25 protein-coding genes and 4 pseudogenes are annotated in these 26,664 nt (G+C 32.2%); 12 read left to right on the forward strand and 17 right to left on the reverse strand.

What is annotated here, in order from left to right; genetic code table 11:
• Positions 1–26 precede the first annotated feature (26 nt).
• On the reverse strand, positions 27–1,013 hold the full coding sequence (locus AC2CGR_RS05635; RefSeq protein WP_087964236.1) for a quinone oxidoreductase family protein: 987 nt from the start codon (positions 1,011–1,013) through the stop codon (positions 27–29).
• A gap of 206 nt (positions 1,014–1,219) precedes the next feature.
• On the opposite strand from AC2CGR_RS05635, the gene AC2CGR_RS05640 reads away from it, so the two are divergent.
• Entirely contained in the window at positions 1,220–1,798 is a 579-nt protein-coding gene (locus AC2CGR_RS05640; RefSeq protein ID WP_087964235.1) for a sigma-70 family RNA polymerase sigma factor, read from the forward strand.
• Positions 1,795–2,475, forward strand: coding sequence for a DUF3600 domain-containing protein (locus AC2CGR_RS05645; RefSeq protein ID WP_484480612.1), 681 nt, complete (start codon positions 1,795–1,797; stop codon positions 2,473–2,475). Before AC2CGR_RS05640 ends, AC2CGR_RS05645 begins: the two co-directional genes overlap by 4 nt.
• Before the next feature lie 53 nt (positions 2,476–2,528).
• Here the strand turns inward: AC2CGR_RS05645 and AC2CGR_RS05650 are convergent.
• From AC2CGR_RS05650 to AC2CGR_RS05665, 4 genes and pseudogenes are all read right to left on the reverse strand, one after another.
• Positions 2,529–2,774, reverse strand: a pseudogene (locus AC2CGR_RS05650) (hypothetical protein).
• A gap of 153 nt (positions 2,775–2,927) precedes the next feature.
• Positions 2,928–3,362 (reverse strand): hypothetical protein, encoded by a 435-nt coding sequence (locus AC2CGR_RS05655; protein ID WP_131102008.1) that lies wholly within the window; start codon positions 3,360–3,362, stop codon positions 2,928–2,930.
• 85 nt (positions 3,363–3,447) lie between these two features.
• Positions 3,448–4,419, reverse strand: coding sequence for an MBL fold metallo-hydrolase (locus tag AC2CGR_RS05660; protein ID WP_484480613.1), 972 nt, complete (start codon positions 4,417–4,419; stop codon positions 3,448–3,450).
• 97 nt (positions 4,420–4,516) lie between these two features.
• The gene (locus tag AC2CGR_RS05665) at positions 4,517–4,726 is read right to left on the reverse strand and encodes a DUF3925 family protein (RefSeq protein ID WP_000844978.1); all 210 of its coding nucleotides are present in this window, start codon (positions 4,724–4,726) and stop codon (positions 4,517–4,519) included.
• Positions 4,727–4,950: 224 nt separating this feature from the next.
• Here AC2CGR_RS05665 and bsaA point away from each other — a divergent pair, with 224 nt between their 5' ends.
• Complete coding sequence (bsaA, locus tag AC2CGR_RS05670) at positions 4,951–5,433, forward strand: glutathione peroxidase (protein ID WP_087964231.1); 483 nt, start codon at positions 4,951–4,953, stop codon at positions 5,431–5,433.
• Between the two features lie 84 nt (positions 5,434–5,517).
• Here the strand turns inward: bsaA and AC2CGR_RS05675 are convergent, their stop codons facing one another.
• The 3 genes from AC2CGR_RS05675 to AC2CGR_RS05685 are packed head-to-tail and all read right to left on the reverse strand — an operon-like array spanning position 5,518 to position 9,919.
• A complete protein-coding gene (locus AC2CGR_RS05675) occupies positions 5,518–7,746 on the reverse strand; it encodes a transglutaminase TgpA family protein (protein ID WP_484480614.1) in 2,229 nt (742 codons plus the stop codon).
• On the reverse strand, positions 7,743–8,957 hold the full coding sequence (locus tag AC2CGR_RS05680; protein ID WP_270185559.1) for a DUF58 domain-containing protein: 1,215 nt from the start codon (positions 8,955–8,957) through the stop codon (positions 7,743–7,745). The genes AC2CGR_RS05675 and AC2CGR_RS05680 overlap by 4 nt, the downstream gene beginning before the upstream one ends.
• Positions 8,957–9,919 (reverse strand): AAA family ATPase, encoded by a 963-nt coding sequence (locus AC2CGR_RS05685; protein ID WP_131102009.1) that lies wholly within the window; start codon positions 9,917–9,919, stop codon positions 8,957–8,959. The genes AC2CGR_RS05680 and AC2CGR_RS05685 overlap by 1 nt, the downstream gene beginning before the upstream one ends.
• Positions 9,920–10,391: 472 nt before the next feature.
• Between AC2CGR_RS05685 and AC2CGR_RS05690 the strand changes: the two are divergent.
• The 3 genes and pseudogenes from AC2CGR_RS05690 to AC2CGR_RS05700 all read left to right on the forward strand — a co-directional run.
• A pseudogene (locus AC2CGR_RS05690) lies at positions 10,392–10,613 on the forward strand (RNA-guided endonuclease TnpB family protein); the annotation flags it as partial.
• Positions 10,614–10,903: 290 nt separating this feature from the next.
• Positions 10,904–11,821, forward strand: coding sequence for an AEC family transporter (locus AC2CGR_RS05695; protein WP_484480615.1), 918 nt, complete (start codon positions 10,904–10,906; stop codon positions 11,819–11,821).
• Positions 11,822–12,143: 322 nt separating this feature from the next.
• Positions 12,144–12,521: an STAS/SEC14 domain-containing protein gene (locus AC2CGR_RS05700; protein WP_060630626.1), complete on the forward strand. Its 378-nt coding sequence runs from the start codon at positions 12,144–12,146 to the stop codon at positions 12,519–12,521.
• Between the two features lie 181 nt (positions 12,522–12,702).
• Here AC2CGR_RS05700 and AC2CGR_RS05705 read toward each other — a convergent pair.
• Positions 12,703–13,005: pseudogene (locus AC2CGR_RS05705) on the reverse strand (NAD(P)-dependent oxidoreductase); the annotation flags it as partial.
• A 70-nt stretch (positions 13,006–13,075) separates the two neighbouring features.
• Positions 13,076–13,562 (reverse strand): annotated as a pseudogene (locus AC2CGR_RS05710) (DUF542 domain-containing protein); the annotation flags it as partial.
• Between the two features lie 277 nt (positions 13,563–13,839).
• Between AC2CGR_RS05710 and AC2CGR_RS05715 the strand changes: the two are divergent.
• Positions 13,840–14,409, forward strand: coding sequence for a group-specific protein (locus tag AC2CGR_RS05715; protein WP_484480616.1), 570 nt, complete (start codon positions 13,840–13,842; stop codon positions 14,407–14,409).
• Positions 14,410–14,533: 124 nt separating this feature from the next.
• Here AC2CGR_RS05715 and AC2CGR_RS05720 read toward each other — a convergent pair whose 3' ends face one another.
• Entirely contained in the window at positions 14,534–15,436 is a 903-nt protein-coding gene (locus AC2CGR_RS05720; RefSeq protein ID WP_484480617.1) for an excalibur calcium-binding domain-containing protein, read from the reverse strand.
• A gap of 207 nt (positions 15,437–15,643) precedes the next feature.
• On the opposite strand from AC2CGR_RS05720, the gene exsG reads away from it, so the two are divergent.
• Together exsG and AC2CGR_RS05730 are read left to right on the forward strand one after the other, a co-directional pair.
• On the forward strand, positions 15,644–15,796 hold the full coding sequence (gene exsG, locus AC2CGR_RS05725) for an exosporium protein ExsG (protein ID WP_000395679.1): 153 nt from the start codon (positions 15,644–15,646) through the stop codon (positions 15,794–15,796).
• Positions 15,797–16,009: 213 nt separating this feature from the next.
• On the forward strand, positions 16,010–16,219 hold the full coding sequence (locus tag AC2CGR_RS05730; protein ID WP_029439496.1) for a hypothetical protein: 210 nt from the start codon (positions 16,010–16,012) through the stop codon (positions 16,217–16,219).
• 95 nt (positions 16,220–16,314) lie between these two features.
• Here the strand turns inward: AC2CGR_RS05730 and AC2CGR_RS05735 are convergent, their stop codons facing one another.
• The gene (locus AC2CGR_RS05735) at positions 16,315–17,154 is read right to left on the reverse strand and encodes an arylamine N-acetyltransferase family protein (RefSeq protein WP_087964223.1); all 840 of its coding nucleotides are present in this window, start codon (positions 17,152–17,154) and stop codon (positions 16,315–16,317) included.
• A gap of 550 nt (positions 17,155–17,704) precedes the next feature.
• On the opposite strand from AC2CGR_RS05735, the gene AC2CGR_RS05740 reads away from it, so the two are divergent.
• Entirely contained in the window at positions 17,705–19,306 is a 1,602-nt protein-coding gene (locus AC2CGR_RS05740) for an esterase/lipase family protein (protein WP_484480618.1), read from the forward strand.
• A gap of 170 nt (positions 19,307–19,476) precedes the next feature.
• On the opposite strand, the gene AC2CGR_RS05745 is transcribed toward AC2CGR_RS05740, so the two are convergent.
• Entirely contained in the window at positions 19,477–20,061 is a 585-nt protein-coding gene (locus AC2CGR_RS05745) for a preprotein translocase (RefSeq protein ID WP_087964221.1), read from the reverse strand.
• Between the two features lie 476 nt (positions 20,062–20,537).
• On the opposite strand from AC2CGR_RS05745, the gene spoVS reads away from it, so the two are divergent.
• On the forward strand, positions 20,538–20,813 hold the full coding sequence (gene spoVS / locus AC2CGR_RS05750; RefSeq protein WP_000427804.1) for a stage V sporulation protein SpoVS: 276 nt from the start codon (positions 20,538–20,540) through the stop codon (positions 20,811–20,813).
• 289 nt (positions 20,814–21,102) lie between these two features.
• On the opposite strand, the gene AC2CGR_RS05755 is transcribed toward spoVS, so the two are convergent.
• Positions 21,103–22,242 carry a site-specific integrase gene (locus AC2CGR_RS05755; protein WP_484480619.1) on the reverse strand — a complete coding sequence of 380 codons (1,140 nt, stop codon included), beginning with the start codon at positions 22,240–22,242 and terminating at the stop codon, positions 21,103–21,105.
• 23 nt (positions 22,243–22,265) lie between these two features.
• A complete protein-coding gene (locus tag AC2CGR_RS05760; RefSeq protein WP_484480620.1) occupies positions 22,266–22,781 on the reverse strand; it encodes an ImmA/IrrE family metallo-endopeptidase in 516 nt (171 codons plus the stop codon).
• A gap of 238 nt (positions 22,782–23,019) precedes the next feature.
• On the opposite strand from AC2CGR_RS05760, the gene AC2CGR_RS05765 reads away from it, so the two are divergent.
• On the forward strand, positions 23,020–23,382 hold the full coding sequence (locus AC2CGR_RS05765; protein WP_484480621.1) for an SRA domain-containing endonuclease: 363 nt from the start codon (positions 23,020–23,022) through the stop codon (positions 23,380–23,382).
• A gap of 336 nt (positions 23,383–23,718) precedes the next feature.
• Here the strand turns inward: AC2CGR_RS05765 and AC2CGR_RS05770 are convergent, their stop codons facing one another.
• Together AC2CGR_RS05770 and AC2CGR_RS05775 are read right to left on the reverse strand one after the other, a co-directional pair.
• Positions 23,719–24,780: a hypothetical protein gene (locus AC2CGR_RS05770; protein WP_484480622.1), complete on the reverse strand. Its 1,062-nt coding sequence runs from the start codon at positions 24,778–24,780 to the stop codon at positions 23,719–23,721.
• Entirely contained in the window at positions 24,767–26,605 is a 1,839-nt protein-coding gene (locus AC2CGR_RS05775; protein WP_484480623.1) for an AAA family ATPase, read from the reverse strand. Before AC2CGR_RS05775 ends, AC2CGR_RS05770 begins: the two co-directional genes overlap by 14 nt.
• Positions 26,606–26,664: the final 59 nt, after the last annotated feature.

Genomic DNA, 26,664 nt, shown 5'->3' on the forward strand with positions numbered 1-26,664 from the left:
TGACACCTCGGTTTCAAGTATTCATTTCAGGAAGAGGACTGAACAGTTAGTATTACTTTCCCTGTACTTTTTCTACTTTCGACCCATTCATGTGCTTTCCCTGCATCTTGAAGTGGAAAAGATTTCGTAGCCTTAATTTGCAAACGTCCGTCACGCAAATAACGGAATACTTCATTTGCAGTTTCTTGGAGTAGTTCAGGACGTTTTTTTCGTGTAGTTCCAAAGCTAAAACCGAGTATAGAGCGGCAACTTGCGTGTAAATCTTTCGTTTGAAAGTTACCAATTTCACCGCTTGCATTACCGAAATGAACGAGGCGACCATAATAAGCAAGACAGTTTAAACTTCTTTCCGAAACCGTTCCAGAAATAGAGTCTAAAATTATATTTACGCCTTCTCTATTTGTCAGTTCATTGACTTTCTCTACAAAATCTTCATCTTGATGACAAATAACATAATCAGCTCCGGCATCTAAAGCAATTTCTTTTTTTGCTTCACTTCCAACAGTACCGATAACTTTTCCAGCCCCTAATAGTTTTGCAAGTTGAATAGCAGTAGTGCCAATTCCACCAGCAGCTGCATGAATGAGTATAGATTCACCTTGTTGAAGCCTTGCTACATTTGCAAGTAAATTATAGCTTGTAAAAGATACGATAGGGCAAGCAGCTGCAGTTTGGAAATCGACTTCATCAGGTAAAACGAAAGTAAGATTTTCATTTGCGACAACGTATTCTGCATAAGATCCATTTTGAGGAAATGCAATGACACGTTGGCCAGGATAAATATTTTTCACATGAGAACCGACACGTTCTACTATACCAGCGACATCTATTCCTGGAATAAAGGGAAATGCTTTATTTCCTTTTTTGCCATATCGTGATTTAACGTCGGCGAAATTTACACTCGTAGCAACAACACGAATTAATACTTGATTTTCTGCAATAACCGGCATATCCACATCTGTATATTGCATCACTTCAGGACCACCGAACGACGTTACAATGATAGCTTTCATTATTTATCCCCCTAAATTTGACTATATAAATCATTTTAAATCTTCATTAGGGATTGGAAAATTATATAATTGTTATGCATGGTTATAAGTGAAGCTTATGAACGTATTGAATCATTATATTAATTTATATAAAAAACTTTTGAAAAAATCGAACGAAATATGGATTACTTGCCAATATAAAGTGTAAGACAAAGGAGGGATGGTACATGAAGAATGAAATAGTGTATATAGATTTAATCAAATTAACTTTATCAGGCAATAAAGAAGCGTATAGCGAATTGTATGATGTAACGATTCACGAAGTATATAAGACAGCACATTTTTTAATAGATGATAAAGCGGATGTAGATGATGTTGTTCAAGAAATATACATACAGCTATATGAATCGCTTCGTAAGTATGATAGCGAGAAGCCATTTCGTCCTTGGTTCATTGGACTTGCGATTAAGCAAATTCACTCTTATAGAAGAAAGAGGTGGATGCGACTACGAATTATAAAAAAAGCAGAAGAGCAAAGAAAACCAGTACAAATTGATTTTTCTAACGATGTTATAAGTAAAATATCAAACCAAAAACTAATCGAACTTATTCATAAATTACCGTATAAATTGAAACAAGTTATTATTTTAAGATACTTGCACGACTACTCACAAGAAGAAGTAGCACAAATATTACATATTCCAATTGGTACTGTGAAATCTAGAATTCACGCAGCATTAAAAAAACTACGTCAAAAAGAGCAAGTAGAAGAAATCTTTTTAGGAGAGGTAGGGAATGTGAAATGAGTTTAGATTGTAAAGTCCGAGAATCTATACAAGAAGAAGCCAAGAGGATTGTTGCCCCGCCGGAGTTGAAAGAAAAAGTAATCGTTCAAATAAAAATGAATCGTGGTGGAAGTAAGAGGAAAAAACGCCTTATCGCAGGAGTACTTGCAGCAGCTTTTTTAATCCCGACGACTGGTTTTGCGTATCAATCTATTATGGCAGATGGTATATACGGATCTTTTGAGAATTTTAAAAAACATGCTGGAACGATGACATTAGAGGCGTACATGCGTTTTAGTGCAAAGTTATCTGAAGCGAAAGATGAAATGGGTACGAAAGAATATGAAGAGTTTACAAAAGAACTAAAAAAATTAACAAATGCAAAGCTTGCGTACGGAGATTCGAACGGTAATATTGATTATGATGCATTATCACCAGAAAAAAGAGAAGAAATGAAAAAGGTAAGTATGGGCCTTCAACCATACTTTGATAAATTAAATGGTCATAAATCAAGTAGAGAAATATTAACGCGAGAAGAGTTTGATCGCTATATGGAAGCTTTAATGACACATGAAATCGTACGGGTGAAAACAAAATCAACTGGTGCAATAAAAGTAGAAGAAATACCTGAGGCGTACAAAGAAAGGTTTATTAAAGCGGAGCAGTTTATGGAGTATGTAAATGAAAAGGTGAGATGAGTAAAAAAGCTCAGAGCCTAAGGTCTGAGCTTTTTTATTGAAACGTAAATATATTAACCACCTATGCCTTTTGCTAGCAATAGGAAATATACAACTACTAGTATTAGTCCATTTAATACTGTACCAACTATTCCGCATAACCAATTTTATGATGCGATTGCAAAAATAATACCGAGTAATGAAAGTATAGCTAGAATCGTAATAATTAAAGTTAAATTTGCATTAGGTCCTCTTAAAATAAAGAAAGAACATATACTTGCGAGAAACATTAGACACGAGAATCCCAAAAATCTATACATAATAATTCTCCCTTGATTGAAATATAATTTGACTTAGTACTTGATTTTCTTTAGTTTAACATAAATTTCCTTTTCTCGTGGATAGCGACTTTTACAAGTAATATTGCATTTATAAATAAACCGCCGGAACCAATGACATTTAAGTATTGGTCATCAATTATATTTTTTTATAGTTGCATTGTCCTTTTGTATAAAACAATCTAAAAGTGAATAACCAGCTATTAAACTAACTATCGTAACAAAAGTTGTATTTATAAGAATAATATTAGCTAAATAAGGTAAGTACGAACCAACTGGTGAAAAGAGTAGAGCTGGAGAAAAGGAAATAAATAGTGTAGGCAACGTAATAGCAACAAATTTATCCGGTTGAAAGCTCCAGTTTTGTTTACTCGTTTCGCGATTAATAGATTGAAGGAATCGTAATAAAATACCAACTATAAGAGGGAAGAGTGTAAAATAGAATAATCTTGGATAAACGTTAAAGTTCACTTGCGCGTCTGTATCTAAATAAAATTGAATTTTCACTCCGACAAATAATAATAAGACGATAAATAATGTGAAGCAGAGGTATAGCATCACTTTTTGCATTACATTCCACCATCCTTTACTCAAAATATATTCAAAAAAAGAAGAGATATACAATAACTACTGTTGTATATCTCTTCTTTTACTGTTAGTTAATAGTGGATTTTACTTTTTCTTGCTTAGTGAAATAATCAATAATGCCCATTGCACTAATTTCTATATCTAGATGTAAAATGTTATAAACGGAATGATCTAATGGGACGTTTAACTTTGTAAGGTGAGAAGAAATCTTATCCATTAATAAGATTTGTAAAGCTTTAGTCGCTTCATCGAAATCATTATACTTTTCAAAGACCTCTTTACCAGTATGAACGAAAATAGGTAACCAATGTTCCAGTTGGTTATATATTTCTGTAACATTGGATGATGCACCGTAATGGCCGAAATAAATTGTATCTACGTTCATACTTTGAATGTGATTTTTAGAAGCAATCATCGCATCTGGTTGGAATTGAGAAGGAGACGTTGAGGGTAGATACAGTTCTACACCAAGGTCTGCAAGTTCTCTATAATAAATTCCAATTGTATCGCCAGTGAAAATACCATTTGTTAATGAATCGTGAATGCTAATATGGTGCTTAGCATGTCCTGGTGTATCGTAAAATGTAAGTGTACGGTCTTCTGCAATTTTTAATGTATCACCATGTTGTACAATACGAACACGTTCTTCTTCTATAGGAAGAATTGGATCGAAAAGTTTATCGAAATCTTCTTTGTACACAGCTTTTGCGCCTAAAATGAGTTTTGTTGGATCAATCATATGACGAGCACCACGAGAATGCACATATAAAGTAGCATTTGGGCACTTTTCCATCATTAAACCAGCCGCGCCAGCGTGATCTAAATGAACATGTGTAACAATAATGTTTTTAACATCGTTTAAATCAATATGTAATTGTTGTAAGCCGTCTAAAATATACGGAAGAGAAGGGGCTGCACAAGTTTCAATTAAAGTAATATCGTCACCTAATAAAACGTAAGTACCTGTTCGTTCATTATGCTGTAAATCAAAATCATCAATAAGATATAGGTGAGAAGATAATTGCTCTACTTTTTTCATCTTTACCACTCCTTATATACGGTATGTAACTATTATACGCTAAAAATACAAAAAGGCAGAAAACGAAAGATTCGTCTTCTGCCTTTTTGTATTTTTCTTATTGCCTTTGTTGTTTATTAATAGACATAACGAACAGCCCAACAATGCCGCCAACTAATGGAAGCATAATCTCTCCTGCTAAATTAAAGTAGGAGCTTAAGAATAAACCATTAACATCGATTACCCAACCAATCACATACAATAACATCATATATAGTACGAAATAAAACTCGCGATTTGAAATCGTTTCATGTTGTGCAGTTTTCATATTGAACACCATCCTTTTCTATAATAATAGAATATAAACTGTCACATTTTGTTCACAATTTAATTGTAAAACTTTCCATCATAAAAGTCTAGTATATTGTGTCGAATTTTCGAATAATAATGAAGCGCTTTCATTTATGGAGAGAAATATGTAATAAGAGCCGTAAATTCACGAATGTAGTATAGTATAAACATAGAATGATAGTGAAGAGAGGGGCATAAACAATGACAGTTTATGATTTTTCAGCTAAAACGATAACAGGTGAAGAAAAATCGTTAAAAGATTACGAGGGAAAAGTACTTCTTATTGTAAATGTAGCTAGTAAATGCGGGTTTACACCGCAATATAAAGGATTACAAGAAGTATATGATAAATATAAAGACCAAGGACTTGAAATACTCGGTTTCCCTTGTAACCAATTTGGAGGACAAGAACCAGGTACAGAAGCAGATATTACTAGTTTTTGTGAGTTAAACTACGGTGTAAACTTCCCGATGTTTGCAAAGATTGATGTGAAAGGCGATAAGGCTCATCCTCTGTATACATACATGACAGAACAAGCACCAGGTTTACTCGGTATGAAAGCAGTAAAATGGAACTTTACAAAGTTTTTAATTGGAAAAGACGGAAAAGTAGTAGGGCGTTTTGCGCCGCAGACGAAGCCGGTGGATTTAGAGGTTGAGATTGAGAAGGTACTTGGGGAATAATTAGCATTTTCACTTTACTTAAAAAACGCCTCAAAGAACTACTTTGTTCTTTGAGGCGTTTTCTTTACATTCACATTATCAACATTAAATTGCTGAATGGAAGTCATTTGATTTAGGCGGAGAAGCTGCTTTTTTCATAAGCACTTCCCATAAGTGTACGGATTTTTTCCATTCTACTGAGGCCTGTCCCTTTTGATACATAGCATTCTCATAATTGAAAGTAAGTTGTTGCATATCGGCCGAGTTGTAAAGTGTATCGACATGGAGAGCATATTCTCGGAATGTTTGACTCTCTCCTCGTTGTATACCAATTCTCGCAAATTGTTTTAGAAGTGCATCGTAAGCTTTTGTAAAAACGGCATCATCTTTTCGATATTTATAGAAAAGAATGATAAAAAATGTAATCCATTTCATTCTAGTGATGAAGAGAATGTATCCTATAATACTAATTGGTATCGAAGAGAGAAATACGTACCACCAAGAGAATCTATTTTTAGTATTTGTAATCTTTTTAGTAGGAGTTTCTTCAGTATCTTCTATTAAACTTTTGAGCTTTGCTTCATTGTTTCTTTGGTGCATTTGCGCGTTTTGAGAATTTGTTTCTTCGCGATTTTGTATAGTAGGAGCAGGAGTATTATTTATAAAATTATAGGGATTAGTAAATCCTTTTGTCGGTTCGAATGGAATCCATCCGTATTCTGGGAAATATACTTCGACCCAAGAGTGTGCGTTATCGTTCGCGACTTTATAAACATCCTCACCTTCAGCACCAACCAGCGTATTATCAAGAGTTCCTTCTGTATAACCTTTTACCCAGCGAGCTGGAATCCCAGCAGAACGAAGTAACACAATCATAGACGTCGAAAAATTATTACAGTAGCCGCTTTTTGTATCAAAAAGGAATTGATCTACATAATCTTGGTTTTTGGCAGGGAATGAGACATTCGTTGTTTCATATACAAAAGAATGGTCGGTGAAATAGTTTTCAATAGCTAATACTTGATCATATCTGTTGTCTTTATCCTTTGTTAGATTACCAGCTAAGTCTCTTACTCGCTGTGGTAATGATTCGGGAAGTTGCGTGTACTTTGTCATGAAATAAGGATTTGTTTCTTGGCCTTCATTCGTTTTTACAGCTTTTAAGTTTTCTATGGAAAACTCCGGAACCTCATATGTTACTTTATATGAATGTAAAGTAGTAGAAGAGTCTCCGTCCATCGTATAGATTTTTTCTGAAAATGGGTCAACGTTGTATGATACATCAGAAGAAGCCTCAACTGATACTAATCCTGCTGGATAGGTAAGGTGAGGATACTTTTTTTGCATGGTGATTGTTGCCTTAGTTGTCTCTTTTTTTGTATTTTGTTCGTACCAGCTCACGACGTCGTTTTTATTTTTAAAAGAAACCTTCTTTTGCTTTTCAGAAACTTCCCAGCCTTTTCCGGTATAAAAATCTTTCGTTTCGACTCTCCAATATTGTTTGTTTTGCGTTTGTGCTGTGAAAACAATTGTAGGATCCGCCTTAAAAGGACCACCTAATCGCGAGTCATCTAAACCATATCCAATTTTAGAAACTTCTTGTTTTTTACTTGCTTCGGATGTGTTAAATTGTAAAAAATCCATTGGGTTTGGCCATTGAGGACCAAATTTTGGAGCGAAGTATGCGATGGTCGCTGACAATACAATAAATATTGTAAGAGGTCTAAGTAATTTTGAGATTTCTCTAGCATAATTTTGTAAGTGTTCATTCTCTTTTATTCGTTCTATGCGGATAAGACTAAGTATAAAAAAGCCGATGACAACAGTACGAATAATAGCGTAGTTTGCATTGTATATATGTAAGTTATGAAAAACGGTGATATAAATAATAGTCAATATAAGAAATAACAATCCACGCTTTTTATGAATCATCCAAAAAGAGATGAAAGCACTTAAAAACCAAAATGATATAAAAAATAAAAGTGTTGGAAAAACGGGAGAAATATCTAGCAAATTCCCCTGAAATAACAAGGAGGAATTTCGAGACATATCAGTAAAAAATGTCGTTAGCCAAGATGGATTTATAAAAGTATTTTTATAATATAGGAAATGAATGATGAATAAAATCGTGACGACCTTTATTGGAATCTGCCACCTTGTTTGAAAAAAAGAGAGAGTGAAGCAAATTCCTATAAATATTACAAAAATATCTAATCTCCCTACGTTTGTAATATCTATAAGGGGTCTTAGCCATTCTAGTAAAAGTAGAAATGCACATACATGCATGAAGAATCTACTCATATCCCATTTGTATTTTGTTTGTAATGTTGTCATTTGCTCACCTCAAAAAACACATTTGTATATCGGTTTTCATAAACCACATTTACAAAAATTTTTCGTTTTTGTAGAGTTTCTAAAATACTTAGTTCTCGATGTGAGAGTTGATTCGGTTTTTCTTTCACGACAAAAACTAGTAATTTTCTATTTTTTATAGCAGCACAATCAGCCGCCTTTTGAATGTCGGGAGAAAGATTACTGGTCACGAGTATAATCGTTACAGGCACATAAACTTTTCTTAATTCCATTTCTATACTCCGAGAGAGTGGGAATACACTGTCTGCTTGTACTTTCGCTAAATGACAAAAGATTTGTTGCAACTGGCTATCTCCATTGTCTAAAGGAAAAAAAGTACGTTCTTTTCCGACAGACACGAATGACGCTGGTGAATTTTGCTTCAAGACAGCCCTCACAATAGAGGCAGTAAACATTACAACTGATTCGAATAGAGGAGACTCGGTTCTGTCCATGAATAACATAATATTATGGCTGCGCTGTTGTTCAAATTCTTTCGTCATAATATTGTTCGTTCTTGCAGTTGCTTTCCAATCAATCCATGAAAAGCGGTCACCAGGTTTATATTCTCTGACACCGACAGAAATGGTAGAGTCTTTTGCTAAATTGAGATTTGCAGAAAGCGCCCCTTGTTCGAAATGATTTTCCAATTGTCGATACGCTATATCTACATACTGCGGATAGACTAAATATGTATCTGGAACTGAAAAAGTTACTTCTTTCTCCATCATGCCGAATAAATCACCAGTTTTGACACGTACGCTTGAAAAAGTGTGTTCTCCTCTAGGGATTGTGTCAATAGCATATTGAAACGAAATATTTCGTTTCAATCCTGGAAAGAGTATTACTTTATTCATCTTCATTTGTTTACAATTTGTAAATTGTATTGGTAATTCATCTTCTATAATTAAATAAAGTAAGGGGAAAGGAAATTTTCTTTTTATTGTAATGGTGCTTACAAATCGTTCTCCAGCTACATAATCGTTTTGATTTGTTATTCTTTTTACTTCAGCGCCCCGTAAAGCGTAGAAGGGAAGGAATAGTGAATAAAGGCCGATAGGAATCATACTGTAAAACAGAAACCAACTTACAAATCCTCCTTGAAACATAGTGTATACAAATGTTAAGACTAGGCATAAAGGGATTAGTAATAACTTCGTAACGTGATATAGTGCTCGTAGCATGCGTTTCATCAAAGGTTCATCGTCCTTTGAGTCGGCACGGCAGTTCGTGCAACGATTTTTGAAATAACTTGTTCCCCTGTTATTCCTTCAAATTTTGCTTCCATTTTTAGAATAAGTCTGTGAGCTAACACGTAAGGAGCTAAAAATTTAACATCGTCTGGAATAACATAATTTCTGCCATGAATGAATGCATAAGCTTGTGAAGCTTTCATTAAAGCAATTGAGCCGCGTGGACTTGCGCCTAGCTGTATAGAACTATAAGAACGAGTTTGACTAACAAGCTTTACAATGTAATGCTTGATTCCTTTGTCCATACTTACTTCCCGTACGCTTTGTTGTAAATAAAGTAATTCTTCTATTGTTGTAATAGCTTGTAAATGGGAGAGGGGGTTCGCTTTTTCCATCCGGTTTAAAATTTCAAATTCTTCTTCTGGTGTAGGATATCCCATTCTTAGTTTCAATAAGAAACGATCGAGCTGAGCTTCTGGTAGAGAATATGTTCCTTCATATTCGACCGGATTTTGTGTAGCCATTACAAAAAACGGTTTTGGTAACGGTCTAGTAATGCCATCTATTGTAATATTGCCTTCTTCCATACTTTCAAGTAGAGCAGACTGTGTTTTTGGAGATGTACGATTAATTTCATCAGCAAGTATAAAATTCCCCATGATTGGTCCAGGCTTGAACTCAAATTGGAGCTCTTTCGGATTATAAATAGAAACACCTGTAACATCTGACGGCAGTAAGTCAGGTGTGAATTGAATGCGCTTGTAATCAGCATCAATGGATTTAGAAAGAGCACGTACTAACATTGTTTTCCCAACGCCAGGCACATCTTCTAATAGTACATGACCTTCAGCCAAGAGAGCTGTCAAAGCTAAGATCGTTTCTTTTCGTTTGCCGACCATTAACTTTTCAATATTGTTAATTATTTTTTCTATAATGGGATGTAATGAATCAAGCTGGTGCATGGTAATCCTCCTAATGTGTTATTATCGTTTTCTAATCTATTTAGTGAAAAATAGAATGTATTCTTCTATTTGTGAGTAGTAAAGCTCTTATTTTAAATTCTGAGAATATTCAGATTATTTATTGTGATTACATCTAGTATAATTGTTTCCGCAACTAAGGGCAATATGGTAAATAATGAATTGTAGTTTTATATGAAACATGCCTTGATAAAATAATATTGTTAAAGAAAAAATTCCTTACATGCAATTTACAACCTTTTCTTTATGGCATTTTTGAAGTAATGTCAAAACTCTTTTTCATATATTTATAAAAAACGTAGGAATTTTTCCTGCGTTTTTTCTTTTGCAAAATAGTCGATATCTCAAAATACCATTCTCCTAATAATCACGATTAACCATAACCCTCCACAACAGAACAAAAGATGTTCTCACAAACTTATTTTCTACTGAATTTTTGACAATCTCTTGAACTGTGCGAAATGTTGGCTTGTACACGATTAAACAAAGTTATTTGAATCATAATAAAATGACTACTGTAAAAGAAGTGGATGCTGCTATGCAAGCTGATATGAACTATTGGGGCATGCAATCAAACTCTGTTTAAACGATTCGTAGAGCCTTATATGCAGAAGTAAAAAGCTTTTTTATAGTATGGGAACAGTGGAAGGAAAATCCTCATATTTTTAGAACTAGATTCTTTAGTAAGACTAATGGATATTGTGAAATAGTACACTTAAACTAAAGAATACAGTTTAGGTCAATAAGATAAAATTATGAATTTGTATAAATAATCCATAATTTTCTTTATGAGTCATATTTGATATGTTAAAGAAAAGAGAGGGGAGGGAAATGAAATGAAATAAGAATTTTTGATGCGTATTTTCATATTATTGAGAAATAAGGGTGTTTTCCGATGAATTAAATGTGATCCATATTTAGTAAAGGGTTTAATCGAACTAAAATATATTTAGAATGGGGTTTTAAATGTTTGTATTTATTATATTAGACGTAATATTACCAATATTAATATTGATGCTAATTGGTACAATCTTACAAAGAAAGTTTCAATTTAACTTAAAGCAGCTATCTACACTTATTACTTATTGCTTGATGCCAGCGGCTGTATTTGTGAATATATATGATATTCGTATAGAAATAGATTTATTGCTCCAAATAATATACTATTTAATGCTTTATAGTCTAAGTCTGATCATAGTAAGTCATTTCATTTCAAAAATATTAAAGTTAGAAAAAGGAGAAAGTGCAGCTCTAAAAAATAGCATTTCGTTAATGAATTCCGGTAATTATGGATTGCCAGTAAGTCAATTGATTTTCAGTCACAATCCAGTGGGGGTTTCCATTCAGATTTTCATTGTAATTTTCCAGAATATTTTAACTTATTCATATGGGATATATAACTTACTATCAGCAACAAAAACAATCGGAAGTATTATTCAATCATTTTTAAGACTGCCTGTATTTCATGCACTCATATTAGGGGTTCTCTTTCAATCTTTTACAATTCAAATACCTAATTCTATCTTTCTACCTCTTAATGAGCTCGCGAATAGTTTTGTTGCAATAGCACTCATATTGCTAGGAGCGCAATTATCCAACATTAAGCTTAATTTTTTCCATCGAGTCATAACATGGGCTTTAATTGGAAGATTATTTATGGGACCATTATTAGCACTTGCCATGATATACCTACTAAACATTGATGGTATTGTTGCACAATCATTATTTATTGCAAGTTCTTTTCCTACTTCGAGAAATACATCAACCATTGCTATGGAGTATCAAATAGAGCCTGAATTACATGCACAAATCGTTTTATTTTCAACACTTTTCAGCGTTATTACAGTAACTGTCGTTATTTATTTGTCATATATTTTATTTTGAATATACGTGCAAAAACGAATAGATTTGATGCGGTAAATGATGGACGGAAATCCCATCGATATGAGAAGAAAACAGTCTTTGATATATTGGGGTTGTTTCCACTTGTACCATGTCTGATAATCAAGCGACTTAATTCAAAAAAGGAAACTCATTAGGGATTATTTCGTATGCAAATCTTTAAAGCATCTACATATAGACTTGCGAAAAAAAGACACAATCTCACTTATAATTGACGTTACATGAGCTTAGGTAGATAGCGGTGGGGTGGGAGTGTCAAGTAAGAATTTTATGCATAATTGCTACTAAGGGAGATGATTAAAAGTTGAGTAAACAGAATATCAGCACAATAGTTTCAGGAGATTTGATTGTTACCCATCTAATTGGCCAAATTAAAACAGAGGATGTGTATGAATGGTTTAATGATTTTGAACAGGCTTGTCAGCAATTTATTTCTGAGGGGCGGAAATATAAATTATTGGTAGATAGAAAAGGATACACACCAAATCATTTTTCTGTTCAAAAAGTATGGAAAGATAAATTCTTCAATGAAACTATTTTGAATCACAGTAAGGCGATTGCATTTCTTCTTGAAGAAGGGGAAATACTGAATTATTTGCAACAATCCAATACGAAAGAATCTGTAAAATTTTTTGATGATTATGAACAAGCGCTAATTTGGTTGAATGAATACTCAATATAAAAACTAAATTAAACGAGGTGCTCGTAATGTTGCACTTGTCATAAAATTCACTTGTTTACAAGTTGCCAACACCATTCATTTTCTTCGCAGATTACTTGTGGCATTTCAAAAAAAGGAACCAAAACAAAAAGAACGAACGTTCACCTAAAGGCAATTACTATTTTAGCTAAGGAATAGATTATTATTTGTGAGTACGAGAAAGCTTTTTTATAAGTTTAGGAAATATAGATGTTAGTTCTTGCTTCAAACGCTTCGTAAACGATGGATCTTTACCTGAAGTTGAAATAGTGACGACATATTCATCATGTCGTATGACACCATGTGTGTGAAACGATGATTCTGTACCATCACTTACAACGTTAACCTATTGGAAATCATGGGCAGCCTGTTTGACCATCATATTTACAGCCAGTTGATTTGTAGCTGCATAAATATGATGAGCATTTTTAATATCATCAATACTAAAAGTTTTTTGCTTCCAAGGTTGAAAGTGTACCTGTGACAACGCGTTGTTTACCAGTTGTACCCCATTCGATAAAGGCTACTGGTGTGTCTTCTTGTATATTTGTATAGTTTTCATCAGTTGGATTTTTTTCAAATTCTAAAATTAATGGGAAATCTTCTGTTTCTTCTTTAATTAAATGCTGTTCTAATTCCATTTTAAGTTTATGAAATAGCTTATGAATTTTAGCTAAATGCGGCTGATTTACTCCATGAACGAGTAATACTTTCGTCAAATAAGGACTTAACTGTGGTAACACTTCATTTAAATAACGATGATGCTTATTAATTACATAATCAATCAATTCACGATAAGAAGCATTTTTCCAATTCATTTAATCGTTTCGTATTATGATAAAGCGTATTTAACTCTGTAAGTACTTCTGTTGCTGATGAATTTCTTTCATGAATTGCATCAATAAGTGGTTTATTACCACCACAACAAAAATCAATTCTATATGATTTAAAAAGATCACTAGCTTTCGGAAATTGTGTAACAATCTCAACAACAAGTGAAGTTTCAGTAAAGGTATGTTCCATATGAATGCCTCCATAAAGTTTGAATGTAACATCTAAATTAAGAATAGCGATAAATGAAAAACAATGTGGTGATTGAAATCACTTATTATGTGTCAGTTTTGAGAATAATAGGAGTGGTATTTAACAGAGGACATTATAGAGCGGATGGCGAAGGATTTTTTGAGTAGGAAATTATCCACAGGGCATTATTATGATTTAGATAGTATACAAATTTATATTCTATCAATCTAAGTTCGCTTTTGGGTAGTTGGAAGTATATCTTTTATAGGGGGCATTTATGGAATATGTTTATCATATGGTACCAGAAGAACTAAAAGGAGAATATTTAATCCCATTAAATGAATTGAAAAGGGTATATCCAAATTTATATGGTGAGTATATACAAAAATATAAAGATCATACTCAAAGAGAACACTTATTAACACGTAAAATACCCAAATTAGAATGTTTATGGAATGATGTTGTGCATTTTTTACCACTGCATCCTTATGAGATTTATAAAGTATTATTGGAAATAGGAGTAAACATTCATACAAATAAGCTATTTTATAAAATTCCTATTAGCGCACTGAATGGTCAGTGTATGGCAATATACAAGTACTCAAAGCATAATTGGGGTGGACCAAATAGCGAATTAAAAGAATGTGAAATAGAATTCATCAATTTTAATGAATATAAAGAATTAAAGCAATTAAATACCTACACAAAAGAATATTATAGAGATGAATACAAAAATGGTAGGAGGTTCGGGATGTTTCACTTAATTCCACATGTTCTTGTCAAAGGGAAAGTGGAGGTGAAACATATTGAAATCATAAATTGGAGTATTGATCCAGTTAATGATTAATGTTACAAGCATTCAAAAATAAGATGCCATTTTGAATTGATATATGACTTAAAAGAATGGAAGAGTAATTAGATCTTATACGTAACAGTAAAAAAGAAGCTTACTAGAAGCTTCTTTTTTACTACTATTTTTCACATGCAACTCCATCGCCATCACGATCAAGATGTGAGTCATAACCTGGTTGTCCTTTATATAGAGGAGCTTTCTCGGCAGCTCTAACTGCGGCACAATTTTTGTAATATGCACTACTAGTATTTCCTGAAGCAGGTTGTGTTTGCTGTGATTTTTTCTGTTCCTCTTGTTGTTTGCGAGCTTGTTCATCAGCCAGACGTTTTTGCTCTACTTGTTGTTTACGAGCTTGCTCATCAGCTAGGCGTTTTTGTTCTTCTTGTTGTTTACGAGCCTGTTCATCAGCTAGGCGTTTTTGTTCTTCTTGTTGTTTACGAGCTTGTTCATCGGCTAGGCGTTTTTCATCCTCTTGCTTCCGAGCTTGTTCATCGGCTAGGCGTTTTTCATCCTCTTGCTTCCGAACTTGTTCATCGGCTTGACGTTTCTCATCTTCTTGCTTTTGAGCTTTTTCGTCTGCTTCTTTCTTTTCTAGTTCTTTTTTCTTCTCGCTATCTTTTTGTTCTGCATTGTTAGATACAACTTGTTTACTAGTTACTGTCGTTTTTTCAGAAGAAGGGTTTGAAATACTAGATAAAGCACCAAAAAGGACAAATAAAATAGCTGTAATGATAAATTGTTTTTTTGCTACACCTGTCTTTTTAATTACAGATAAGATTGCTAGTACGAGGAAGAAAACAAATAAAACAAAACTTAAAATAGAAAAGAATTCAACAATTGGGTTATTAGAAGTCTCAGCACTAGTTATTATTAGTACAATCGAAATCATAAAAAGAATAACGGCAGGACGACCGTATCGTGTTGCTTTTCCAGTTTTCTTAAAGAATGAAATGATACATAGAATTAAAAGAATAAAAGCTATAAAAAATAAAGCTGCACCAATATTACTCAAAATCGCCATTTTCATGCCTCAATTTGTAAGATTTTCACTATTGATTATATAGGGATTTATTGGATATTACACGATTTATATAATTTTAGAAAATTAATATTTTTAATAGACAAACAAACATTTATTCGTATATAAGGAAATTTGGATGTATTTCCTATTACGTTTTTAAAGAGATTTCATAAATTATAGTATATCGATTGAAAGGAGGAGATTTGAATGGAATTCCAATTGTTGGTGACTTGTATATTACAAGAAGGTAATGCTTACTTTTTAGTAACGAAGGTAGACGATGTAATTACTTTGAAAGTACCGATTACTGCGGGAGTAGCAGGTTTATTCTTAGCTTTAGGTGTACCAAGATGTTCTTAATTTAAATCTCTAGAGTAGAAAGAGGAGGACAAGCCTCTTTCTACTAATACATAATTATTTTATGTAAACTGAAGTATTCTTTTTTAATAGCACGTTTAAAATGGACATGCATATACTATAATGTTTCATTGGCTGTTAGTGATGAAAAGTAGTTTTCATACGTGCATGCAGTGATGTTTTTAAGTTATGAAAATTAAAGAGGTGCTATTATATATGAAAAGAAGAACATTTGATATTCCAGTTACATTGCGAAGAGAGTGGTTTTTAATAGAATTAGCCCATTTAACGAAGAAATATGGAATTGAAATTGCAACTAGCAAAATGGAAGGTGCACCGTTTTTAAGAGATCAAGTTACGGAATCAAAAATAGGTTCAGGGCTCCAATACGATAAATATGATGATGAGTATATAATTGAAAATTAAAGGGTAAGAGCAAAATAAATTTCTTTATAACAAAATATAAAATAAAGCAGATTCTAAATATGGAATCTGCTTTATTATGAAATACTTTTAGTCAACTAACCTCTTTCTAGTGTTTTTCCTACATATTTCACTTGCGTTATTCCGAAAGATTCACGAAGAATGCGAGCATAATCTTTTGATTCTATTGGACGTTTATTTTTTGTGCCTTTAAAGGTTTCTGTATAATTTTTATTTGTTAATGATACGTGACCATAATTAGTTAATTTACAAGTGATAGCCCCTTTATTAAAAGGAGATTCTTTATGTTCTACAATGACTTTCTGAATGTTATTCACCTTTTTCTCATCTATTGGATCTAAAGTGAAGGCATAGCCTATTTTCCATTCATTTGAAGGTTCAGATTGCAAGAAATTTGTAGATTCCCCGTTAGCTCCTTTTCTCATTTCTAAAATGTGTGTACCTTTTCGGGTAATTCGTTTGCGAATTCGATATTCACCCGTTTGAGAAGAGATGACTTCTCTGTTAAAAGGGACTGGATGTAAAGGTAGATGAGAGGCAAAACCGGCGTCTATAACATAATCTTTATTATTATGATGTAATATGATAATGACATGACCATCATCGGGTTTCCATTTATTATCATAAAGGTCATAAACAGTACCAGCTACTTTATATACTTGAAACCCACAATCCATTAAAAAGTAATACAATAAGGAGTTTAATTCATAACAAAGACCGCCTCGTTTTTGAATAAGTAACTTTTCTATTAAGTTATTTTTTGAGATGTCTTTAATAGTACCAGCCATAATATCGAGATTTTCATAGGGGAGAATCAAGCCCATTTTCAAGAGAATTTCATCTAAATCATTAAATGTTATTTCTTTTGCAGGAATTTTTAATCGTTTAAAAAACTCCTTTTGTAAATCAGTCATCATAAAGCATTCTCCTTTCTTTTCACAGAATTTTCTTCTGCTCATCGATAGGTTAGTACTTCTAAAAGTTTAATTCAAGTCTGCGAAAATTATCATAATATATGTTTCTGGAAATAATATTTTATATTCGGAAATTTCAGTTTAATATTTAATGATACGAAAGTCTTACAAGATAAGCGTCTATTTTGTTTAGTTTGTATTTCATTAAATAAAAGCACATATCTTCATTACCCTTTTTTATAACTGGCTGGTAATAAAGTGTTTTTTTACTAAAGTTTTTTCAAGATTTGTATGCTTTATATAAACAATAATAATTGGGGGATATTAGATTCAGTAAAGTTAACAATTGTTGAGAAACTTTTTTATAGTGTTCTCTCAAAAGGAAGAGATTGAATCAAAGAGAATAACGTGTGTTAAGGAAGAAGGGATACTAGTAATCTCTTGAGAAGAGGGACAAGATCTTTTTTAAGTAAAAAGATTATCTAGTAGTAAGAGAGAAGATAAAAAATATTACAAAGAGCACCTTCTTTCAAAAAAAAGTGGGGGGAGTAACATGAGATTGATGAGAAGATGTGTTGCCTTGCTGATTGTATTTTTTATTATGGCTCCAATGATTAGCACAAATGTGCGAGCAGAAGTTGTAAAAGAGCTTAAAACAGGCTTTCCAGATCAAGAAGTCTTTACACCTGGAGAATGGTTTTTAGGCCAAAAGCCTGCTAATTATGATGAGAATAAGCCTCCAATTCTCTTTGTGCAAGGAAGGAATGGGAATGCTGATAGTTGGTATGGAAAGACAGTGTATCACGATATAAATGATATGTATGATTATGCTTTGAAGGCTGGTTATCAAACAGTATTTATACAATTATATGATGCTGCTGGGAAAGGATCAGCGAGTCAGTGGGATAACGGAAAATTGTTAGCACAAAAACTAGAAGAAATATATAATCATTTCGGTAAAAAAGTTAATATTGTAGCACATAGTAAAGGTGGTATCGATACACAAGCTGCATTAGTAGGATATGGAGCAAATCGATTTGTTGGAAATGTGATTACGCTTGCAACGCCACATCATGGATCAAATTTAGCGGATTTATCATATAGTTGGTGGGCAGGGTGGCTTGCTTCTATATTAGGTCAAAAAGATGATGGTACGTATTCATTACAAATGGGCGAAATGGCAAAATTTCGTTCAACGATTGATAATAATCCAGCTGCTAAATTAAACCGTTATTATACAGTTACTGGGACTAGCTGGGGCCCTGTATTTTCGGCTTTATCAATGGGAGGATTATATTTGTCATCATACGGTTCAAATGATGGACTAGTAAATGAGTGGAGTGCTAAGCTGCCGTATGGAACTCATTTATTTACAGATTCCAGATTTGATCATGATAATATACGAAAAGGATCAGCTGTTTTCTCGCGAATTGAACCATATTTACGTACAGCAAGTGTACCGGTTCCAGCTTTAGTAGCAACCAGCACTAGTTCAAATGAAAATATAGAACAATTAAATACAACTTCAAATCAAAATATTTTAGGAGGGGAATTGCCACAAAATCAGTGGATAGAGCAAACTGTTGCGGTTGATAAAAAGGCAGAAGGAATCGTTTCAATATTAACTGCTTCTTCTGATGTGGAAGTACAAATGATATCTCCAAAAGGAAAAATGTATACAAATAAGGATAGTGTTATAACTACTGGTGAAGATGAATCTTTCTTTGGTGGCGCGACAATTAAAACATTTAAATTTGATAAAATGGATGTAGGAGAATGGAAAGTCAAAATGATGGCGAAGCAGTCGAAAGATGCATACTTGATTGTAAGCGATTACAAAAGTGACGCGCCATTTGTACTTCAAATGCCTACTAAAGTGAAAGCGAATAAATCTGAGTATAAACTGAAAAAATCACCTGTGGCACCTGAAATGAAAGGGGATCTTTCTATAACAGTAAGAATCGTGAATAAAGAAGGGAAACTAATCTCTGCATACAATGAACTACAAAATGTTAATAATACTACATTTACTGGTGCTTTGAAGGACATAAAGCAACCAGGAGTATACAACGTTACGATGGATATAAAAGGGATGAATAAAGAAGGACAACCATATAATCGTACAATTGTTAAGTCGGTTTATGTGGAGAAGTAAGAAAGAATGAGAAAAAAGTACTGAACTTTTGTAGTAGTAGAGTTCGGTACTTTTTTCATGTGTAATAGATTAACAGAAAAGTATGTTTTATGAGGGAAACGATGGAAATCAAAAGAACATTATTCAATAAAAAAAGATGCTGAAATAGCATCTGAATGTGAGGGTGAATATCAACTTAGTTTTATAACGGTTAATTCAACTGAATTGATACCATTATCACAAGTTATAATACTTTGGCGATTAAACCCACTATTATTTTTCAGTTGAAGAGTTGAATTAGCTGGTACTGTAACAATTGTTTCGCCTGCTAGTTGAAGGCATTCGTTATTTGATGAAGTATTCATTTGAAAAGCGAAGTCACCTTGACTATTAGCAAGTGGGTTATTATTTAAAAATATAGTCATGACTGGAATATGTGGAAATACAGGATTTAAAGTCGTGTTAATAGATGAAATGAAAGAAACTCTATAATCACCAGCTTGACTAAATTGTATAGTAGTAGGATTTAGTAAAGAAACGCCTCCTGCTATAGGGCCAACGTGATTAAATGGAAAAGGATCTCCAAAAGGAACTGTTATAAACTCAGTTTGCCAAAAAGTGCCGTATGCTGGACAGCTTTTTTTATGTGAATGGTCGCAGGAACATTTTTTATAGGAACTAGAAGAGGAGTTGCATGAGCATTTTTTATATGAGCTGGAAGAAGATTTGCATGAACATTTTTTATTTGAATTTGAAGAATGATAGTATGAACCCAATGTATTACCTCCTATTATTAATAAATTTTAGACTTATAGTAGTTTATGCTTGTCGTATAAAAAGGGTGATAGATTTGGAATATAAAGTACCCAAATGAAGAAATATAGTAATAGGATAATAGCTGGAACAGATTATGAAGACACGAAGGTTAATGATTTGGTGGGGAATTCTTGAAATATTGAAATGTAGCAGGAATGCTTTTTATATTTTAATTGCACCTGCAAAAATAAAACCATTCTCCTCGGTTGCAATGATTTGATCATTTAAAGGGATTTCTATCTTTGGGTCATTTTTATATTAGGATTTATAGTCGTTTGCTTTTATTTATGTAGTAGGGCAGGAAGAAGACGAAAAGTATCGAATGAATGTACATATGTAGCATTGTTTGCTTTTGGTGTGAATAGTAGTAAAAGATACGTTGAAATATTTTAAACCGTAACGAAAGAACGAATAAATTATAGAAGGAGCAACTAACATGGAAAATATATTAAAGGTATCTTCAAAATCAAGCCCAAATTCAGTCGCAGGTGCAATAGCGGGTGTGCTAAGAACAAGTGGCAATGTAGAAATTCAAGCGATTGGGGCTGGTTCATTAAACCAAGCGATTAAAGCAATTGCAATCGCAAGAGGATTTGTTGCTCCAGGTGGTATTGACTTAGCCTTTGTTCCAGCATTTCAAGAAGTTACGATTAATGATCAAGAAAGAACGGCGATTAAATTGATTATAGGTCCTAGGAAGAAAAGGTCTTAATGGGAAGATAATTAATGAAAAGATAGCTTATAAGAAATCACCAAAGTTTTTCACTCTTAAAGTGACATTTATATAAATACAACAAATTAAAAGTGTCACAAATGCTTATATAACAGGCATTTGTGACACTTTTATAGTTTTGTTTAATAAAAAATCAACGAACTTAAAACTGCTCATTCTTCTCCCAAGATTCAACGAGATAGGCTTATAAACCTTGTTATATAAAGGTTTATAAGCTCTGTCTTTCCTCAATGCTCACATTTTGCTCACATTAGAATTTTTTCAGTTTTTATTTGATATTTTCATAAGATTTTATTACATTCTCAAAATTTTCTGCAGCTTGTTGCTGCATGTTTTGTGTGATATGGCTATATTTATCTAAAGTCATTTGAATAGAAGAGTGTCCTAAGCGATCTTGTACGATTTTAGGGTGTTCCCCAGCCTGAAGCATAAGTGTAGCGTGAGTATGTCGTAAGTCGTGTATACGAATTCGAGGAACACCAGCTTTTTTATAGTGATCATTCAAAAAGCGATGAGGAGCATCTATATGTAAGGGCGAATGTATCGTATTGCCAGTGAAAATAAAGGCTTCTTCATTCAAGTGTATACCCCAGCGGAAAAATTCTTTCTTTTTATAGGCGTAGTAGGATTGTAACTTCTCTATAACAAAAGAAGAGATACTAATGCTTCTATTTGAAGACTTAGTTTTTGTAGCAGCTTTAAATAGTCCCTTTTCTGTTTTTACCAGCGATTTATTTACTAAGATACGTTTATTATTGAAGTCGATATCTTTCCATGTTAGTGCAAGTAATTCTCCACGTCTCATCCCTGTATAAATCGCGAGTAAAAAGAACATATGGTACTTATTGTTTTTTTCTTTTAAATAATCAAGAAATCGATTACATTCCTCGCTAGACCAGGTTTTCATTTCACTTTGTTCTTCACGTGGTTTTTTTACTTTATTCATAATATTATCATGTATGATTTCCCATTCTACAGCATATTTAAATATGCATCTGAAACAGCGATGGATATTACTGATTGTCCCGTTGGATAAACCCTTATCTTTAAGCTCAGCATAATAACTTTGAATCATCACTGGTTTAATACTTCTAATTTTTTTATAACCAAATGAAGGAAGGATGTAGAGTCTAACTAAGCTCATGTCCTTTTCATAAGATGTAACTTTTAATTCAGCTTTACGAATAGGTTTTAATTTTTCCCAAATATCTAAAACGCTTATTTGCTTGTCATCAAAATAGATGCCTTTTTCTATCTGTGTAATCATTATTGCAGCAGCATTTTGAGCATCTTTTTTAGTTCTAAATCCACCTTTACTTTTTTGCTTTCTTTTGCCTGTCATTGGATCTATACCAACATCTATAGTAAACGACCATTTATCTCCACGCTTATGAAAGTACCCCTTCAAATTTAACCCTCCTTAAAAAATTATTAAATCATTTTGTAGTGTTGAGTAATGGCATTTTGTAACTTACTAGCTAATAGTTGATTTTCATAACGCAGTAGCCTTTTTTCAGCGAATTGGAGTGAGACATTAAAAGTCTCAGCTATAAAATGCACTGTTAAATGTGAAGGGAGCAGGTTTCTTAACATGAAAGTTGGAATACAAAAATGTAATTCGAAATTCTTAGCTTTTGCTTCTTGATAATCTAGAAACATTTTAGACATTAATAATTGATTACCAGAATGTAAGAGTATGTGGCATAGCTCATGTCCGAAATCTTCCCATTGTTCCTGCTTTGTTTTACGATTATCAATTACTAAGCTATACATTCCATTTCTTTCAATAGCATGGCTACCAAATGGGGCAAAGTAAACACAAATACTTAATTTATTCGCAATCTCCATCATATCAATTTCTTCTGGAACAATAATAGATAAGGATTGGTACATGTGCTGGATATAGTCTTCGAGTTGTGTCGTGTAGTAGGGTTGCGATTGAAACATGATTTTCACTCCATTTAAATTATAAAATAAGAACGTCTGTTCTTATTTTATAATAAAAGAGAAAGAGTTTGAAGTTTTATTTTTTATATTAATTTATATATATAAAATTATATGAGATTGCTAATTAATATCTTGTCAGGAATTAAATGTTAAGAGGCGGTAATAAACGAAAGAAATATATGGCAAAGAGGGTTGAGAGTAGTTGGAAATGAGAACAATGGTAACAAAAAAGTAAATTTTGGAACATTTCAATTTATCTAGAGATACGTTGGTTGCTATGGAAAAAGAAGGATTACCATCTTATAAAATTAGCGCTCGTAAGAAAGAGAAAGTAGCAGAGTGGTTAAAAAGTATTAGAAGAAACAGCGATTCAATGGGAATAGGTAAAATATACGATAATAGTGAAATCGTTAAACGTCTTAAATGTGGAAACATGGGCGGAATGAAACAATCTAAAAAGACAAATACATTAGTGTTATTTTCTGATCATACAAAAGGTATTTATGATGATCGTTGGGTTAAAGGTAGATTATTTTACCCTGGAGTGGGACAAGAAGGGCACCAAACACAACCAAAACAAAACATTGTACGAATCCAATGAAAAGGGAATAGGTGTATATTTGTTTGAGGCATTTCAACCTGGCGAACATATCTTTATGAGGCAAGTTAGACTTGTAGAAGAAGCTCAATTTATTGAAAAAATTTTTTGGATAATATTTTAATTAAATTAATAATAATCTGTTGATTGAGGGTTTTAAGATTGGATCTAAAATTAATATTACTATGGGCAGATAAAAGTTACCTATTTAAATAAAGTGTATCAATTATTCATAATAATAACCAAGATAGAATCGCAAAAGGGAATATAAATTTAATTGCTAATTCAGGAATTTATAATTATATTCTTAGAGATGATAAAAAAAGAAGCTAGTGTATGTCAGCTTCTCTTTTTATCATTATTATTTTTATTGGAAAGTTCATTACTTATGATGTCCTTGGTTAACTTTGATAATATAACATTGTTCATTTGGTCTGCTCTAGGTATGAGAATTTGACGTAAATCTTCATCACTTTGAAAGAGTTTACCGTAGGAGTGTTTTAATTGATTATTATATATATCGGTATATATTTTAGAGGTTACAATAATATTTTTTACATATTTCTTATGGTATTGATAAATATCTTCAATATGGAATAATTCAGCGTGCTTTTCATATGGGCCCCTTAGTTCTTCGGGGATTCTAGTATAATCTAATTCTAATTTAAAATCATCAGTTTCACCACTAATAGTACTAAAGAAGTCTTTTGGATCACTTTTAGTTCGATCTGTTGTAACTTCGCGTTTAAAAACAACTTTTTCTCCAAATTCGTGTATATAAGGATTTATATATTTTTCTAAATCAACTTTAGTCGAGCCCTTAAAATCTGAATTACATACTTTGCAACAGGGAACTAAGTTATAAATGGATATTGCTAAAAAGGGGTATTTACTTTTACAAAAGAAATGGTCTAATACCGGTCTCGTTCGTCCATTATCATTTAGGTATGTAAAAATAAACTGACTATTACAATATGGACAAATGGATATATTAATTTGTTTAACAAAAGTATATGCCCACCATAGGTTAGGATTTTTAACATCTCGATCTGTAAAACGCTCATATTCTTTATCAAAAATATTTTCTAAAACACTATTAATCTCCGCTGCTCGTCTTTTTTTTTGTTTGCAAGTTGTCTCTTTTTGAATGATAATGTCTATTTTCTCGATAATTTCTTCCTTTATTTCACTTAGTACAATTGGATTACCAATAACAAGATCCTTGAATTTTTCAGAGAGGGAAACTAGTATTTCTTTTAAATCTATATCACTACAATGTTGAATTTCGTTATTTAGTTTTTGGTATAACGAAATTCGGTTACTATTTGCTTCAGGTTCGTTCCCCATACAATAATTCAGATGTTTTTTTAGAATTTCAGTACTTAATTCAATCTTCATCATGATTTTGCGCCTTTAATTTATTTATTTGTTTTTGTAATTCTTCAATTTTTTCATTTATGCTTAGTACATCCAATTTTATCCTATCTTCAAAAATCTCTATAAGTTTTCTTTTCACAATAGGCTCTCCGATAATTTCAATTTGTTTTCTAATACGGGCACTATTCTTTCTGACTTTTTCACTTGAAGAATCTAATATTTCATCTATCAAATTGTTAATTTTATTTTTAGCAAATTTACCAACTAGTCCATCATGCATAAAAAAGGAATTGGTTAATAAATTATGTATATTGGCAGCGAAGGTTAGTTGATTCCCTTCTAAATTTTTTATTGTGCTTGTAATATTATCTTGATTTCGTTTGAGAAATATCACATTATTACTTGGTAAATCGGATAATATAAAAGGTGAATGAGTTGTTAAGATAATTTGTATACTCGAGTCTTTGTACATATAAGAAATTATATCCATGAAAGTATGTAACCATTCTTTTTGCCATTGAGGGTGGAAATATAAATCACCCTCATCTATTAAAATTACCAAATTGTTTTCTACTCTATCTTTAATAGAATGAAATCTACTAAATAGGTTTAAAAAAGCATATTCTCCACTGCTTAACTCAGACCAAGATATATTAAATAGTTGACTGGTAGAAGAAAATACCTCGTATTGATTGATGAATTTTATTAAATTGGGATCATCGGTTTTTAAACGTTGACTAGAGCTTTTACCTGTTATTCCAAAAGATAGTAGGGTAGCTATTAATTTTCTAGAATTAAGATATTGGTTTGCTATTAACTCAAAGGTATATTTAAATTTATCAGATGAGTTATTGATATCTTTAGGGCTTATTTTGAGTTCTTTTTTTACTTCTTTTGTTAAAATATTTAAAATGTCGACAGTTTGATCTGAAGATTTTAATATATTAAACATTTGTATGTATAATGATGACACAGTTTGTGGGTCTTTATACAAATCATAGGACTTATGTAATGAGTCAATAGCATCTAAACAAAAATCTAGATTAATACAATATATAGCTTCGTCTAAAAAACTATTAAAATCTATTTTAAGAAATGAACTTATTCCTAAAAGAAAATCTGTATCCATTATTTTACTTGCTGATTTTAAATATTTAGCTGGAAATGCTAGTAAATTTTCGAGATAAGTATTTTTTATTTCGATTTCTTTAGGTATATTTATCTTTGTATTGATTTTATAATCGTTACCGTACTTGTTTGTAAATAGAATTTGGTTAAATAATTGATTTTCAAGATAAGAACTATCATAGCATAAACGATTAGTAGATAAATCAAATAGACTATCATATGTATTATTTTTGACATGTGCTTTGATGTCATAGACATTGGAAAAGAATATAGTATGAAATGAGTTATTATTAAGATTTGTTTGTTTAAAAGTAGTTTCTTTGTATTGAAAAGAGCTTGTTTTAATAATATCAATATCTTCGTTATCGATCTTCAGTATTAATGAATAACAATGATTATAGTAGAAGTAATAAGAATCATTTTGTTTATACACCATAAAGAAGGAAGTTTTAATATGAGCTTTAGAAGTAAGTATTAATTTTAAAGTATCTAATATCGTTGACTTTCCTGTTCCATTTTCCCCAACAATTCCAGTTACTGAATTGATTTTAGCATTTTTGTTTAAAAAATCATTAGTATGAAAAAAATCTTGTATATAAAAAGGGTTTTCTTCGATTGTCATTGTGTGATTTCTAATATTAAATAAAAATTCACCTCCGAAATTTAAGGAAAGATCTTTTAAATGCTCGCCTTGATTAATCCATAGATATAATATCTGCATAGTTTTCTCCATTTCTGTTTCAATTAATAGAATATAGATAAAAAGAAATTTGTATATAT

It is taken from the genome of Bacillus sp. LSHTCR4, assembly GCF_057197025.1.